Below are 15,021 nucleotides of genomic sequence, written 5' to 3' on the forward strand. Positions count from 1 at the left end.
TGTCGCCGGTCAGGCGGCTGATGAACGCGGCGATGCCGAGCAGCACGACGAAGGTGAGCACGCTTTGCGGCTCGCCGATGGTGAAGGTGTAGATCGGTGCGAGGAAGAAGAAGTTGAACGCCAGCGCTGCCATCACGCCCGCAGCCAGGCCCGGGCGCAGGCCATAGCGCCGCGCGGCGACGATCACCGGCAGCAAATAGATCAGGTCAGTCGCACCCACCCCGACCATTGGCAGCACGAGGCGGGCAAGCACGGTAGTGAGCGCGACCAGGCCGGCGACATAGAGATAGACGATCGGCCCTTCGTCATCGCCGCGCACGCGCTGCGGTCGACCGACAGCGACGTCTCCGGTGGCGGGGATGACGTGGACCGCGAGCCCCGCCGCCTCGCGCAGCATGGTGGTGACGACCGATCCGTGGCGCAGCTCGAACCACCAGCTGCGGCGTGACTTGCCGATCACCAGCTGCGTCGCGCGCATTGCTGCGACCTGTGCGCGCAGCCCGGCGATGACGTTTTCGGCCGGCACGGTGACGATCGTCGCGCCAAGCCCGGCAGCGAGCCGCAGCGTGGCGGCGAGGCGCGCCTTGGCGGCATCGTCGAACGTCTCCGCGCGCGGCGTTTCGATGAACACCGCGGTCCAGGGCGCGTGGAGCGCATCAGCGAGCCGCTTGGTGGTGCGCACCAGCGCTTCGCCGCCGGGCAGCTCGTTGAGCGCGACCAGCACGCGCTCGCCCGCGGCGAAGGTGCCGGGTGTGGCGCTCGCGTCGAGATGCTCGAGCATCTGGCGGTCGACGGTCTGCGCTGCGCGGCGCAGCGCCATTTCGCGCAGCGCGGAAAGATTGGCTTTGGAAAAGAAATGGCCAAGCGCGCGGGTCGCCTCGGCCGGGATATAGACCTTGCCGTCTTTCAGTCGCTCGATCAGCTCGTCGGGCGGGATGTCGACCACTTCGATCTCGGCATCCTCGAGCACGCTATCGGGCACGGTCTCGCGCACCCGGACATGAGTGAAGCTCGCGACCACGTCGTTGAGGCTCTCGACATGCTGGATGTTGAGCGTGGTGTAGACGTTGATGCCGGCATCGAGCAGCTCGTCGATATCCTGCCAGCGTTTCGGGTGACGGCTGCCATCGACATTGGAATGAGCGAGTTCATCGACCAAGGCGAGTTGCGGGCGGCGCTCGAGCACCGCGTCGATATCCATCTCGGTCAGCGCCTGGCCGCGATAGTTTATCGACCGGCGCGGGATCGTCTCGAGCGGCGTGACCAGCGCCTCGGTCTCGGCGCGGCCATGGGTTTCGACGATGGCGAGGACCACGTCCATGCCGGCCCGGGCCCGCGCCGCGCCTTCGCTCAGCATCTCATAGGTCTTGCCGACGCCGGGGGCGGCGCCGAGGAAAATCTTCAGCGCACCGCGCGCCTCGCGCTGCGCGGTGCGCAGCAACGCGTCGGGGGAGGGGCGGGTGGGGTCTTTCACCACCTTAGCCCTTCCCCGGCGAAGGCTGGAGCCCCAGTCGCGAAGCAGAAGTGATCGGGCGCTGCGTTCATTTCATCGGCGTTCCGCGGCTGGGCCCCGGCCTTCGTCGGGGAAGCAATAAATTGGCAGCAGGAAGCTAGGAGCATGTTGCCGCGAACGCCACGCCGCGCAGGCAATCTATATGGAATCTTAATGCGATCGCCGCGCATTCGCCCGCGCACCTTAATGCCCCCCGCGCCTATCTGCCTTGCCGAGCCGGCGAGTCCCACGCCGCAACAAAGGCAAATTCCATGACCGATCTTCTATGGCTCGGCGCGCTCGCCGGGCTGGTCGCGTTGACCCTGGCCTATGCCCGTCTGTGCGACGAGGCCTGAGCCGATGACGCTGCACCTCATGCTCGCCGCGGTCACTGCCGCCGGTCTCCTCCTTTATCTCGTGGCCGTACTCCTGCGGTCCGAGCGTTTCTGAACGGAACAGCGCCATGACGCTTCAGGGCTGGGGGCTGATCGCCCTTTTCATCATCATCCTATGGGCGCTGGCCAAGCCGGTCGGGCTATGGCTGTTCGCGCTCTATGAAGGGCGGCGCACGGTGCTGCACCGCGTGCTCGGGCCGGTCGAGACCGGCTTCTACAAGCTTGCCGGGATCGACCCTAACGCCGAGCAGAGCTGGCGGCGTTATGCCGTGCATATGCTGGCGTTCAACCTGGCGCTGCTGTTGCTGACCTATTTCGTGCTGCGATTCCAGGATCTGCTGCCGATGAACCCGCGCGGATATGCCGGGATCGCGCCCGACGGCGCGTGGAACATCGCGATCAGCTTCACCACCAACACCAACTGGCAATGGTATTCGGGCGAAGTCGCACTGTCGAACTTCAGCCAGATGTTCGGCCTGACGATCCATAATTTCCTGTCGGCATCGACCGGCATCGCGCTCGCCTTTGCCCTGTTCCGCGGCTTTGCGCGGCGCGAGGCGAAAGCGATCGGTAATTTCTGGGCCGATATGACGCGCGTCACGCTCTACCTGCTGCTGCCGATCTCGACCGTCTATGCGGTGTTCCTGATCGCCAGCGGCGTGCCGCAGACTTTTGCGCAGAGCGTCGATGCGACCACGCTGGAAGGCGTGAAGCAAGTCATCGCGCTGGGTCCGGTGGCGAGTCAGGAAGCGATCAAGATGCTCGGCACCAATGGTGGCGGCTTCTTCAACGCCAACTCCGCGCATCCGTTCGAAAACCCCACCGCACTGACCAACCTGGTGCAGATGCTGTCGATCTTCCTGATCGGCTTTGGCCTGACCTGGACCTTCGGCAAAGCGGTCGGCAATACGCGCCAGGGCTGGGCGATCCTCGCCGCGATGACTCTGTTGTTCCTTGCCGGCACCACGGTCGCTTATTGGCAGGAAGCGGCGGGCAACCCCGTGCTGCATCAGCTTGGCGTGGCCGGCGGAAACCTTGAGGGCAAGGAAGTGCGCTTCGGCATCGCCGCGTCCGCTCTGTTCGCCACCGTCACCACTGCCGCGTCGTGCGGTGCGGTCAATGCGATGCATGACAGCTTCACCGCGCTCGGCGGAATGATCCCGATGATCAACATGCAGCTGGGCGAGATCGTGATCGGCGGCGTTGGTGCCGGCATCTACGGCTTCCTGCTCTTCGCCATCCTCGCGGTGTTCGTCGCCGGGCTGATGGTCGGGCGAACGCCGGAATATGTCGGCAAGAAGATCGAGAGCAGAGAGGTCAAGCTCGCTGTGCTGGCCATCGCCGTGCTGCCGCTGATGATCCTGGGCGGTACCGCGATCGCCTCGGTGGTGACCGCCGGGCTGGCCGGGCCGCTCAACAAGGGGCCGCATGGCTTTTCGGAGATCCTCTATGCCTTCACCAGCGCGGTCGGAAACAATGGCTCCGCCTTTGCCGGCCTGTCGGCGAGCACGCCATTCTACAATGCGATGCTCGGTATCGCGATGTGGGTTGGGCGGTTCTTCATGATCGTGCCGATGCTGGCGATCGCCGGCAGTCTCGCCGCGAAGAAGGTCACGCCGCCGTCGTCGGGGTCGTTCCCGACCACCGGGCCGCTATGGGTCGGACTGCTTGTCGGCATCATCCTGATTCTGGGCGGTCTCACCTTCCTGCCGAGCCTCGCGCTCGGTCCTGTTGCCGATCATCTCGCGATGATCGGCGGCCACCTCTCCTGAGAGAAGCGACAACCATGTCCGCATCAACCTCCACCCCGCACTCCATCTTCACCGCGAAGCTGCTGGTCCCTGCGATCGGCGACTCGTTCAAGAAGCTCGATCCGCGCGCGCTGATCAAGAATCCGGTGATGTTCACAACCGCTACGGTCGCGACCCTGCTCACCGTGCTGCTGGTCACCGGTGGCGAGCCGCTCGGCACCTTCTTCCAGGTCCAGCTGATCATCTGGCTCTGGCTGACCGTGCTGTTCGGCACCTTTGCCGAGGCGCTGGCCGAAGGGCGCGGCCGGGCACAGGCCGCGTCGCTGCGTGCGACCAAGGCCGACCTCACCGCCAAGCGCCTGCTCGGCGTGGGCGAGACCTGGGGGCTGATCGCGGCGCATCGGCTCGAAAAGGGCGATGAGGTGCTGGTCGAGACCGGCGACCTGATCCCGGCTGACGGCGAAGTGATCTTCGGCGTCGCCAGCGTCAACGAGGCTGCGATCACCGGCGAAAGCGCGCCGGTGATCCGCGAGGCGGGCGGTGACCGCTCCGCCGTCACGGCGGGCACGCGGGTGCTCTCCGACAGCATCAAGGTACGCGTCACGGCCGAGCCGGGCCAGGGCTTTCTCGACCGCATGATCGCTCTCGTCGAGGGCGCCGAGCGGCAGAAGACACCGAACGAGATCGCGCTGACCATCCTGCTCGTCGGCCTGACGATCATCTTTCTGATCGCGGTCGGCACGATCCCCAGCTTCGCCAATTTCGCCGGGGGCCAGGTGCCGGTGGCGATCCTCGCTGCGCTGCTGATCACGCTGATCCCGACCACCATTGCCGCCTTGCTGTCGGCGATCGGCATCGCCGGGATGGATCGGCTGGTACGCTTCAACGTGCTCGCCAAGTCGGGCCGCGCTGTCGAGGCCGCAGGCGATATCGACGTGCTGCTGCTCGACAAGACCGGCACGATCACCATTGGCGACCGCCAGGCGAGCGAATTCTATCCGGTCGGTGGCACCAGCGTCGACACGCTGGCCGGCGCAGCACTGCTCGCCAGCTTTGCCGACGAGACGCCCGAAGGTCGCTCGATAGTCGTGCTCGCGCGCGGCAAATATGCCCAGCGGCTCGATGCGCTGCCCGAAGCGGCGACGATCATCCCGTTCACGGCGCAGACGCGCTTTTCCGGGGTGAAGTTCGGCGAGAGCGTGGTGCGCAAGGGCGCGGTCGATTCGATCCTGCGCGCCGATCCCGGCCTTGGCGACACGCCCGCCGCCAACGAACTGCGCCGCGTGACCGAAGAGATCGCACGCTCGGGGGCGACGCCACTGGCGGTATCTCGCGACGGCGTCCTGCTTGGTGCGATCGCGCTTAAGGACGTGGTCAAGGCGGGCATTCGCGAACGGTTCGGCGAACTGCGCCAGATGGGCATCCGCACGGTGATGATCACCGGCGACAACCCGCTGACTGCCGCCGCGATCGCCGCCGAGGCCGGGGTCGACGATTTCCTCGCCGAGGCGACGCCGGAGGACAAGCTCGCGCTGATCCGCAAGGAACAGCAGGGCGGGCGGCTGGTCGCGATGTGCGGCGACGGCACCAACGACGCGCCCGCACTGGCTCAGGCCGATGTCGGCGTAGCGATGAACACCGGCACCCAGGCTGCGCGCGAGGCCGGCAATATGGTCGATCTCGACAGCGATCCGACCAAGCTGATCGAGGTGGTGGGTCTCGGCAAGCAATTGCTGATGACGCGTGGTGCGCTGACCACTTTCTCGGTTGCCAATGATGTCGCGAAATATTTCGCGATCATCCCGGCGATGTTCGTCGCGCTTTATCCCGGGCTCGGCGTGCTCAATGTGATGGGCCTGGCCACGCCCGAAAGCGCGATCCTGTCGGCGATCATCTTCAACTCGCTGATCATCCCGCTGCTCGTGCCGCTCGCGCTGAAGGGCGTGACCTATCGGCCGATGCCGGCCGGGCCGCTGCTCGCGCGTAACCTCGCCGTCTACGGCCTGGGCGGTCTGATCGCGCCGTTCATCGGGATCAAGCTGATCGATCTCGCCGTCACCGCTCTCCACCTCGCCTGAGGATTCACGTCATGCTTACCGATATCAAAACCGCCTTGCGCCCCGCGCTTGCCTTGACCCTCGCCTTCGCGCTGTTGCTCGGGGTCGCCTATCCGCTGGCGCTGACCGGCATCGGCCAGGGGCTGTTCCCCGCCCAGGCCAATGGCAGCCTGATCACCGAGCAGGGCAAGGTGATCGGCTCGTCGCTGATCGGCCAGGGCTTTGCCAGTCCGCGCTATTTCCATGGCCGCCCGTCCGCCGCCGGCAAGGGGTATGACGCCAGTGCCTCGTCCGGATCGAACCTCGGCCCGGCAGCCCAGGCGCTCAGCGACCGCGTCACCGCTGACGTCGCTGCCACTCGAACTTCACCGGGGTCCTTGGTTCCCCCTGACCTGGTGACCACTTCCGCCTCGGGGCTCGACCCCCATATCAGCCCCGAGGCGGCTTTTTATCAGGTGGCCCGAGTGGCGCAGGCGCGGGGTCTCGACCCGGCCAAGGTTCGCGCCCTGGCGCAGGAGCGGGTGGAATATCCGCTGTTCGGTTTCCTCGGCGAACCGCGCGTCAATGTCCTCGAACTCAACCGCGCGCTCGACCGGACGCACGCAGGAGCCTAACAAGGGGGCATGTCGATCATGCCCAAGATCCTGATCGTCGAGGACGACACGCATATCCGCCGCCTGTTGCGTGTGGCGGTCGAGCGGATGGGATGGCAGGTCGGCGAGGCAGCGACGGCGCGCGAGGCGCTATCGCTGCTCGACATCGACAAGCCGGAGGTGGTGTTGCTCGATCTCGGCCTGCCCGACCGCGACGGGCTCGAGCTGATTCAGCTGATGAAGAAGCGCGGGGCGGCGGTCCTGGTCGTCTCCGCGCGCGACGAGACGGCGGAAAAGGTTGCGGCGCTTGACCTCGGCGCCGACGATTACCTGACCAAGCCATTCGACACCGACGAACTGCTCGCGCGCATCCGCACGGCGCTGCGCCACCACCGCCGCGACGAAGCCGAGCCGGTGCCGGTGCGGGCGGGCGATGTGACGATCGACCTGGCGATGCGCCGCATCGACCGCGCCGGGGAGGAAGTGCATCTCTCGCCCAAGGAATATGGCGTGCTCGCAGAACTGGCCAAGCGGCCGGGGCGGATCATCGGCCATAGCCAGTTGCTGCGCGAGATCTGGGGCGCGGCGCATGAAACCCAGGTCGATTATCTGCGTATCGTGATCCGCAACCTGCGGCTCAAGCTGGAGGCGGACCCGGCGGCGCCGCGGCTGATCGTCAACGAGCCGGGGGTTGGGTATCGGCTGATCGTCAGAGAGTGAGGCTGGATCAAGATCCCGTGCCGAAGCTTCCAGCCCCGTGGAAGATCGGATTACAGTCGTGCGATTTGATGCGCCCAAGCGCCTTCGCAAACCAACCTTAGCGCGTTTCCAATGTTGTACGGCGCAACACCGCCGACAATAATCTGTGATGTGAGGCCAACTTCATTACCCGGCGAGCAGTGCATGGCGAGCATCTCAATACTGCCTGACGGCAAAAGGTCCACGTCAATGACGATTGAATTTTGATGAAAATCTAAAAAATCTCTTGCGCCGATTTCTTCGAGATAATCCATTTTCTCGTGATTTAATAACGGCTCCTGCCAGTTATTGACAAGAAGGTCCAAAATAATATTTCCAATATAGTCGTCAGATACTTGTCCAGATACGCATTCGCGTGGCCCATATTTGGAGCCGGTACTTCCATTTGATGGATTATGCCTCTGGATCAGAAAATCCAGCCTGTTATACTGATAAATGAGCAGTGCTCGGTTATGGGCGTTGTGGTCTTCGCTCATCCAGCAGCCTTTGGTTGAGATCAAATCCTGAAAAGACCACCTTCTTGTTCGAATGACTCGGCGTTCGCAATGCGCAATGGCAGGCGCAGCGGCCTTAGCTTGTTTCTGGCCGATATAGCTCACACTCGCGCCCCGGGTGGCAATGAGCGATCTTTCCACAACAACGGTGCCGGCTTGCGAGCACCTGTTCCCGGCCAGTTGCAGCCATCGACGCCAACTGCGATGCTCACGCTATGAAAGAAGTCATAGTCGATTGCTCCGGTATTATATCATCCGATGAGCTTTGGCAGCGCTACATCGACGCCGCGCAGCCCGAAAACGCGTCAATGTTTGGGCGCAATCTCGATGCTTTTGGGGATGCGGTTGAAGGCAGGGGGCCGGGCTGGCCCGGTGAAATAATGCTTACTTTCAAGCACTCCGAGCAATTGCGGCCTTTGCGAATGCGAGGCGGGAACGGCTCATTCCTCGACGCTCTCAAGGGCATCGCAGATCGATCATCGGTGGTTAAAATAGATTTTGCTTAGGAATGCCAACAGCGATGAGCATCGGCCAAAGCACCCAATCGGATAACTGCCCATGAATACCATCCACAACATCGTCATCCTCACCGGCGCGGGCATCTCCGCCGAGAGCGGCATCGCCACCTTTCGCGGGCCGGGCGGATTGTGGGAAGGGCACCGGGTCGAGGATGTGTGCACACCCGAGGCGCTGGCGCACGATCCGGAGCTGGTCCACCGCTTCTACGACTTGCGCCGCGCGGCGCTGGATGATGTCGTGCCCAATGCCGCGCATGACGCGCTGGCGCGGCTCGATCGGGAATGGCCGGGCGAGTTGTTGATCGTCACGCAGAATGTCGACGATTTGCATGAGCGTGCCGGGGCGACGCGCATGTTGCATATGCATGGCGAGCTGAATTCGGCGCTGTGCGCGGCGTGCGATGCGCGGGCTGAGTGGCGCGAAAGCCTGCCGCCGGGGTCGGTGTGCACCGCGTGCGGGACGGCGGCGCTTCGGCCCGACATCGTGTTCTTCGGGGAGATGCCGTATCGGATGGAGGTGATCGAGCGCGCCTTGTCGCGCGCCGATCTGTTCGTGTCGATCGGCACCTCAGGCGCAGTCTATCCCGCCGCCGGGTTCGTGCAGACCGCGCGCTACCATGGGGCGAAGACGCTGGAGCTCAATCTGGAGCCATCGGCGGGGAGCGTCTATTTCAACGAGGTTCGCATGGGCGCTGCCGGCGTGCTGGTGCCGGAATGGGTCGGGGAAATGCTGGGCTCCTAAATCCTCCCCGGCACGGGGAGGGGGACCGCACGCTTCTTCAGCGTGTGGTGGAGGAGGTTCTCCTCAAGCACAACGCTGCCGGCCTACCCCCTCCATCAGCTGCGCTGATCCCCCTCCCCGTGCCGGGGAGGAGTGAAGGATCAATCGACCCAGTCGAGACCCATGTCGCGATAGACTTCGCGCTCTTCATCCCAGCCCGGCTTCACCTTCACATGAAGGTAGAGATGCACCGGGCGGCCCATGATCGCGGCGAGCTCAGTGCGTGACCGCGCGCCGATTTCCTTGATCCGCGATCCGCCCTTGCCGAGGATGATCGCGCGTTGGGTCGGGCGCTCGACCAGGATCTGCTGGTGGATCTCGACCGACCCGTCCTCGCGCTCCTTATACTGCTCGGTCTCCACCGCGCTGGCATAGGGGAGCTCGGCATGGAGCTGGAGATAGAGCTGTTCGCGCGTGACCTCGGACGCCAGACTGCGCTCGGTCGCGTCGGACACCTGGTCCTCCGGGAAATGCCATGGTCCTTCGGGCATCGCTTTCGCCAGATGCGCCTTCAGTTCGACCAGCCCGTCGCCGGTCGTCGCGCTGACGAAGAAGGTCTCGGCGAAATCGACTTGCGCGTTGAGCTTCTCCGCGTGAAGCAGCAGCTTGGCCTTGTCGGCAAGATCGACCTTGTTGAGGATCAGGTATTTCGGCTCACTGCGATCCTTGATCGACTCCGCGATATCGGTGACCTTCGCGCCGAGACCGCCCTTGGCGTCGACCACCAGCGCAAGCACATCGGCGCCCTCGGTCCCGCCCCACGCGGCCGAGACCATCGCGCGGTCGAGCCGACGTTTGGGTTCGAAGATGCCGGGCGTATCGACCAGCAGCAGCTGCGTCTCGCCATCGATCGCGACACCCATCAGCCGCACGCGCGTGGTCTGCGCCTTGGGACTGACGATCGCGACCTTCTGCCCGACCAGCGCATTGACGAGAGTGGACTTGCCTGCGTTAGGTGCGCCGACAACGGCGACGAGGCCGCATTTTTGGGTGGTTTCAGTCATTTTGCCTCGGTGAGTGGCGAACATGCCCTTCGACAGGCTCAGGGCGAATGGAGGAAGCTACTCCAGTTCCAAATCCCGTTCGCCCTGAGCCTGTCGAAGGGCTTCTCTCGTCCTGATGATTGCGTGCGAGTATAGAAAGTCGGCCCCAATCACCAGCAATCAGCGCTTCCTTCTTGGCGCGGGTCCAGCCCTTGATACGGCGTTCGGCTTCCAGCGCCTCGATGCGGGAGGGGAAGTCCTGGCTCCAGACCAGCGTCACGGGCCTTCGCTTTTGAGTGTAGCCCGCGATCAGGCCATTTTGGTGATGGCCAATGCGGTGCTCGAGATTATCGGTATGGCCAGCGTAATAGCTGCCATCGGAACACCGGAGGAGATAGGCCCAGAAGGTCATCTCGTTGGGCGATGGCGGCGCTTTTGCCCTTCGACAGGCTCAGGGCGAACGGCTGTTGCGCTGGAGTTCATATTCCCACCTCCGTTCGCCCTGAGCCTGTCGAAGGGCACGGCACCAACGCTCACCCCAGCTTCGTCAGCAACGCCGCCGCCGCCGCCGTTTCCGCCTCCTGCTTCGAACTGCCCTCGGCGGTCGCCTCCGCCAGCGTGCCGATCGACGCCTTCACCGTAAAGCGCGGCGCATGGTGCGGGCCGGACCGGTCGACCACTTCATAGGTGGGCGTGCGGCGGTTATGCGCCGCTGCCCATTCCTGCAGCGCGGATTTGGGGTGCTGCGGCGCCGACCCTTGCGTCTTGACCCGTTCGCCCCAGCCGCTGCGGATCGCCGCGCGCGCCACATCGAGCCCGCCGTCGAGATAGAGCGCGCCGATCAGCGCCTCCATCACGTCGCCCAGCACATTGTCGCTGTCGGTCGCGCCGTCGTCGCGCGCCTGCTTGCCGAGCTTGAGATGACCCGCGACGCCAAGTCCGCGCGCGACATCGGCGCACACCGCGCCGGTGACCAGCGCGTTGAGCCGCTTCGACAGCGCCCCTTCGGGCTCGGCCGGAAACAGCGTGAAGAGCCACTCGGCCATGACCAGGCCGAGCACGCGGTCGCCGAGAAATTCCAGCCGCTCGTAATTCGCCGCGGCCTGGCTGCCATGAGTCAGCGCGCGCTCGAACGGGGCGAGATCGGCCGGACGATGGTCGAAAGTGGCGGCGATCCAGTCCTTCAGCTCATCGGCCGGACCGGCGCTCAAAAGCCTTCCCCGATACGGCTCCACCGTGCCGCGGTGAACCAGGTCCAGGGAAGGATCCAGCTGGCCGAACCATCGGTCGAGAAGAAGCTGACCACCGCCTTGCCTTCGATCCGTTCCATCGGAACCATGCCCATGCCCTGCGGCGGTTCGAACCGGCTGTCGCCGCTATCGTCGCGATTGTCGCCCATCACGAAAACATGGCCGGCCGGTACCGAATAGATCGATGTTTCATCGGCGACCGGCCTCTCGCCGCGATCGAGCACGAAATACGCTTTCCCGCCGGGCAGCGTTTCGCGGAAGCGCTGATAGCGGCAGATCGGCTTGCCGGCGGCATCGACCTGCTGAAACTCGGGCGGGCATTCCAGGCCCGAATAATTGGGCGTGAGCGGGATGGTGAAATCCGCGACGCGCTCCTTGGGGATCGCGGTGCCATTCAGGATGACCTGGCCGTTGCGCATCTGAATCATGTCGCCGGGCAGGCCGATGACCCGCTTGATCACGTCATTGGCATGGCCGTTCTGGTCGGGCGGCCCGCGAAACACCACGACATCGCCGCGCGTCGGATCGCGGCCAAAGATGCGCCCGGGGATCAGCGGCACGCTGAGGGGCAGCGAGTGGCGCGAATAGCCGTAATTCCATTTCGAGATGAACAGATAATCGCCGATGTACAGCCGCGGCAGCATCGATTGCGACGGGATGCTGAACGGCGAGAAGATGAAGCTGCGGAACAGCAGCACGACCACTGCGAGCTTCAGCAGGAAGATTGCCGTATCGGCTGCCTCCGACCGGGGCTTTTTCGGCTTGGAGTCCGGAGTCGCCGCAGCGGGCGGGGTATCGGTATCGGTCATTGGCGCGGTTTGCGGTGGCGCGGGCAAGGCGTCAAGCTGGCGGTTGGGTTGTGAAGTGAGTAAGGCGCACCACATCGACACGACTGGCGACAGCAAATATTGAGGTACCCATGCCCGCAGCCGACTGGACCAAGATTGAGGCACTTCCCGCGATCCCGCTGAAAAGCCTGTTCGCCGATGACCGGGGCCGGGTGAAACGCTTCTCCGCCGACGTCGCGGGCATTCATTTCGACTGGTCGAAAACGCATCTGACCGCAGAGGCGGTGAGCGCATTCGAGGCTGTGGCCAAGGCGCAGGGGCTGGGGGCCAAGCGCGAGGCGCTGTTCGCCGGTGAGGAAATCAACGTCACCGAGGGCCGCGCGGCCGAGCACACCGCCGAGCGCGGCGAAGGCAAGCCGGAAAGCGTCACCCGTGCGCGGGCGCTCCATGCCCGGATGCGCGCGCTGATCGACGCGATCGAGGGCGAGGCGCTCGGGCCGATCCGCCACATCCTGCACGTCGGTATCGGCGGATCCGCGCTGGGGCCGGACCTGCTGGTCGACGCGCTTGGCCGCGAGGCGGGGCGCTATGACGTCGCGATCGTCTCCAATGTCGACGGCGTCGCGCTGGAAGAGGCGTTCGCGAAATTCGATCCGGCGGCGACCCTGCTGGTCATCGCGTCGAAGACCTTCACCACCACCGAAACCATGCTCAACGCGCAAAGCGTGCTGCTCTGGATGACCGAGCACGGGGTCGAGGATATTTACGGCCGCATCGTCGCACTGACTGCCGACCCCGACAAGGCGCTGGAATGGGGCGTGGACGAGACGCGCATCCTGCCGTTCAGCGAATCGGTCGGCGGGCGCTATTCGCTCTGGTCGTCGATCGGCTTTCCTGCCGCGCTGGCGCTGGGCTGGGATAGCTTCGAGGAACTGCTTGAGGGCGCGGCCGAGATGGACCGGCATTTCCGCCTGACCGCACTGCATGAGAACGCACCCGCGCTCGCCGCCTTTGCGGATCTCTATTACACGCAAGTACGCCATGCCGAGACACGCGCGACCTTCGCCTATGACGAAAGGCTGCGGCTGCTGCCCTCCTATCTCCAGCAGCTCGAGATGGAATCGAACGGCAAGGGCGTGACCACCGACGGCAAACCGCTCGGCCGGCCAAGCGCCGCGATCACCTGGGGCGGGGTCGGCACTGACGCGCAGCATGCCGTGTTCCAGTTGCTTCATCAGGGTACGCATCTCGTGCCGGTCGAATTCGTCGCGGTGATCGAGGCGGGCGACACGCTGGCCGACGATCATCACCGCCAGTTGCTGCTCAACGCCTTTGCTCAGGGTGCCGCGCTGATGGCGGGCAAGCAGGTCAAGGATCCGGCGCGCAGCTATTCCGGCGACCGGCCGTCATCGACGATCCTGCTCGACGATCTCGACGCGCGCAGCCTGGGGGCGCTGATCGCTTTCTACGAGCACCGTGTGTTCGTGAATGCGATCCTGCTCGGCATCAATCCGTTCGACCAGTTCGGCGTCGAGCTGGGCAAGGAAATGGCCAAGGCGGCGATCGCCGGCGGGCAAAGCTTCGATGCCTCGACCGATGACCTGATCAAGCGGGCATTCGGGTAGCAACCTATAACTTCCGTTCGCCCTGAGCTTGTCGAAGGGCCGTTCTTTTTTCCGGAAGCGAGAGAAGAAGAGCGGTGCTTCGACAAGCTCAGCACGAACGGTTTTCTTTTGACGAGGTAAAGAATGACCGCTCCCAAATACGGCTATGACCTGTTCGTCATCGGTGCAGGATCGGGCGGGGTGCGCGCGGCGCGCGTGTCCGCGGCGCACGGCGCAAAGGTCGCGGTGGCGGAGGAATATCGGGTCGGCGGCACCTGCGTCATTCGCGGCTGCGTCCCGAAGAAGCTGCTGATCTACGGTGCGCATTTCGCCGAGGATCTGGCCGATGCGCGCCGCTTCGGCTGGAATGTGCCGGATTGTGACTTCGAATGGCCGGTGCTGCGCGACAATGTGCTGGAGGAGGTCGACCGGATCAACGCCGCCTATACCGCGACGCTGGAGAACCACGGTGTCGAGATCATCGCCGAGCGCGCGGTCATCACTGGCCCCAACAGCCTGAAGCTCGCCGGCGGGCGAGAGGTCACCGCGAAGATCATCCTCGTCGCGACCGGCGCGACGCCGTCGGTGCCCGATTGTCCGGGGCATGAGCACGGCATCACCTCGAACGAGGCATTCCATCTCGACGCGGTGCCGAAACGCATCCTGATCGCGGGCGCGGGCTATATCGCCAATGAATTCGCCGGCATCTTTCATCAGCTCGGCGCACACGTCATCCTGATCAACCGCACTGACGTGATCCTGCGCGGCTATGACGAATCGATCCGCGACCGGCTGCTGCAGATCTCGATGATGAAGGGGATCGAGTTCCGCTTCCATGCCGCGTTCGAGGGCATCAAGAAGGAAAAGAATGGCTGCCTGACGGTCAGCATGTCGAACCATGAGCCGGTCACGGTCGACGCGGTGATGTTCGCCACCGGACGCGATCCCAATACCAAGGGCCTGGGCCTGGACAGCGCGGGCGTCGAGATCGACGCCAAGGGCGCGATCAAGGTCGATGCGGACAACCGCTCGACCTGCCCGAGCATCTATGCGGTCGGCGACGTCACCAACCGCGTGCAGCTGACCCCGGTCGCGATCCGCGAGGGTCAGGCGTTCGCCGACACGATCTTCGGCAACAAGCCGACCCGCGTCGATTATGACTGCATTCCCTCGGCGGTGTTCAGCCATCCGCCCATGGCCGGCGTCGGCATGACCGAGAGCCAGGCGAAGACCAAGCTTGGCTCGTGCAAAGTCTATACCTCGGATTTCCGGCCGATGAAGAATGTGCTGGCCGGCCGCAACGAGCGCGCTCTCTACAAGATGGTCTGCGACAGCGAGACGGGGAAAGTGCTCGGCCTGCATATGATCGGGCCGGATGCGCCGGAAATCCTGCAGGCGGCGGCGGTCGCGGTGAAGGCGGGCCTGACCAAGGACGCGTTCGACCAGACCGTGGCGCTGCATCCGTCGATGGCGGAAGAGCTGGTGTTGATGCGCTGAGCGTTCGCTGACAGCGCCGGGCATAGAAAAGGCCGCCGTACCAGAGGGTACGGCGGCCT

Annotated in this window: 15 protein-coding genes; 9 read left to right on the forward strand and 6 right to left on the reverse strand. The window is 64.5% G+C overall.

Features of this window, described 5'->3' with window-relative positions:
* The coding region (locus ACRECS_RS16355; protein ID WP_431584017.1) for a DUF4118 domain-containing protein at positions 1–1,477 on the reverse strand (1,477 nt) is incomplete at its 3' end.
* Positions 1,478–1,867: 390 nt separating this feature from the next.
* Here ACRECS_RS16355 and ACRECS_RS16360 point away from each other — a divergent pair.
* Genes ACRECS_RS16360 through ACRECS_RS16380 form a run of 5 tightly spaced genes read left to right on the forward strand, consistent with a single transcriptional unit; the run spans position 1,868 to position 7,008 of the window.
* Positions 1,868–1,942 (forward strand): potassium-transporting ATPase subunit F, encoded by a 75-nt coding sequence (locus ACRECS_RS16360; RefSeq protein WP_431584082.1) that lies wholly within the window; start codon positions 1,868–1,870, stop codon positions 1,940–1,942.
* A 13-nt stretch (positions 1,943–1,955) separates the two neighbouring features.
* A complete protein-coding gene (gene kdpA / locus ACRECS_RS16365; RefSeq protein ID WP_431584018.1) occupies positions 1,956–3,659 on the forward strand; it encodes a potassium-transporting ATPase subunit KdpA in 1,704 nt (567 codons plus the stop codon).
* Between the two features lie 14 nt (positions 3,660–3,673).
* Complete coding sequence (gene kdpB / locus ACRECS_RS16370; RefSeq protein WP_431584019.1) at positions 3,674–5,716, forward strand: potassium-transporting ATPase subunit KdpB; 2,043 nt, start codon at positions 3,674–3,676, stop codon at positions 5,714–5,716.
* Positions 5,717–5,727: 11 nt separating this feature from the next.
* Positions 5,728–6,309 carry a potassium-transporting ATPase subunit KdpC gene (gene kdpC, locus ACRECS_RS16375; protein WP_431584020.1) on the forward strand — a complete coding sequence of 194 codons (582 nt, stop codon included), beginning with the start codon at positions 5,728–5,730 and terminating at the stop codon, positions 6,307–6,309.
* Between the two features lie 9 nt (positions 6,310–6,318).
* Complete coding sequence (locus ACRECS_RS16380; RefSeq protein WP_431584021.1) at positions 6,319–7,008, forward strand: response regulator; 690 nt, start codon at positions 6,319–6,321, stop codon at positions 7,006–7,008.
* A gap of 50 nt (positions 7,009–7,058) precedes the next feature.
* On the opposite strand, the gene ACRECS_RS16385 is transcribed toward ACRECS_RS16380, so the two are convergent.
* Positions 7,059–7,646 (reverse strand): hypothetical protein, encoded by a 588-nt coding sequence (locus ACRECS_RS16385; RefSeq protein ID WP_431584022.1) that lies wholly within the window; start codon positions 7,644–7,646, stop codon positions 7,059–7,061.
* 110 nt (positions 7,647–7,756) lie between these two features.
* Between ACRECS_RS16385 and ACRECS_RS16390 the strand changes: the two genes are divergently transcribed.
* Positions 7,757–8,047 (forward strand): barstar family protein, encoded by a 291-nt coding sequence (locus ACRECS_RS16390; protein ID WP_431584023.1) that lies wholly within the window; start codon positions 7,757–7,759, stop codon positions 8,045–8,047.
* A gap of 52 nt (positions 8,048–8,099) precedes the next feature.
* Positions 8,100–8,801, forward strand: a complete 702-nt coding sequence (locus ACRECS_RS16395) for an NAD-dependent deacylase (protein WP_431584024.1) — start codon at positions 8,100–8,102, stop codon at positions 8,799–8,801.
* 140 nt (positions 8,802–8,941) lie between these two features.
* Here ACRECS_RS16395 and era read toward each other — a convergent pair whose 3' ends face one another.
* The 4 genes from era to lepB form a co-directional block, all read right to left on the reverse strand.
* The gene (era, locus tag ACRECS_RS16400) at positions 8,942–9,844 is read right to left on the reverse strand and encodes a GTPase Era (protein ID WP_431584025.1); all 903 of its coding nucleotides are present in this window, start codon (positions 9,842–9,844) and stop codon (positions 8,942–8,944) included.
* A complete protein-coding gene (locus ACRECS_RS16405; RefSeq protein ID WP_431584026.1) occupies positions 9,837–10,235 on the reverse strand; it encodes a GIY-YIG nuclease family protein in 399 nt (132 codons plus the stop codon). The genes era and ACRECS_RS16405 overlap by 8 nt, the downstream gene beginning before the upstream one ends.
* Before the next feature lie 121 nt (positions 10,236–10,356).
* Positions 10,357–11,034: a ribonuclease III gene (rnc, locus tag ACRECS_RS16410; RefSeq protein WP_431584027.1), complete on the reverse strand. Its 678-nt coding sequence runs from the start codon at positions 11,032–11,034 to the stop codon at positions 10,357–10,359.
* On the reverse strand, positions 11,031–11,882 hold the full coding sequence (lepB, locus tag ACRECS_RS16415) for a signal peptidase I (RefSeq protein WP_431584028.1): 852 nt from the start codon (positions 11,880–11,882) through the stop codon (positions 11,031–11,033). Before lepB ends, rnc begins: the two co-directional genes overlap by 4 nt.
* Before the next feature lie 110 nt (positions 11,883–11,992).
* Between lepB and pgi the strand changes: the two genes are divergently transcribed.
* Positions 11,993–13,486, forward strand: coding sequence for a glucose-6-phosphate isomerase (gene pgi, locus ACRECS_RS16420; RefSeq protein WP_431584029.1), 1,494 nt, complete (start codon positions 11,993–11,995; stop codon positions 13,484–13,486).
* Positions 13,487–13,609: 123 nt separating this feature from the next.
* The gene (gorA, locus tag ACRECS_RS16425; RefSeq protein WP_431584030.1) at positions 13,610–14,962 is read left to right on the forward strand and encodes a glutathione-disulfide reductase; all 1,353 of its coding nucleotides are present in this window, start codon (positions 13,610–13,612) and stop codon (positions 14,960–14,962) included.
* The last annotated feature ends 59 nt before the right edge of the window (positions 14,963–15,021 follow it).

Source organism: Sphingomonas sp., from assembly GCF_050725575.1.
Classification (GTDB): Bacteria; Pseudomonadota; Alphaproteobacteria; order Sphingomonadales; family Sphingomonadaceae; genus Sphingomonas.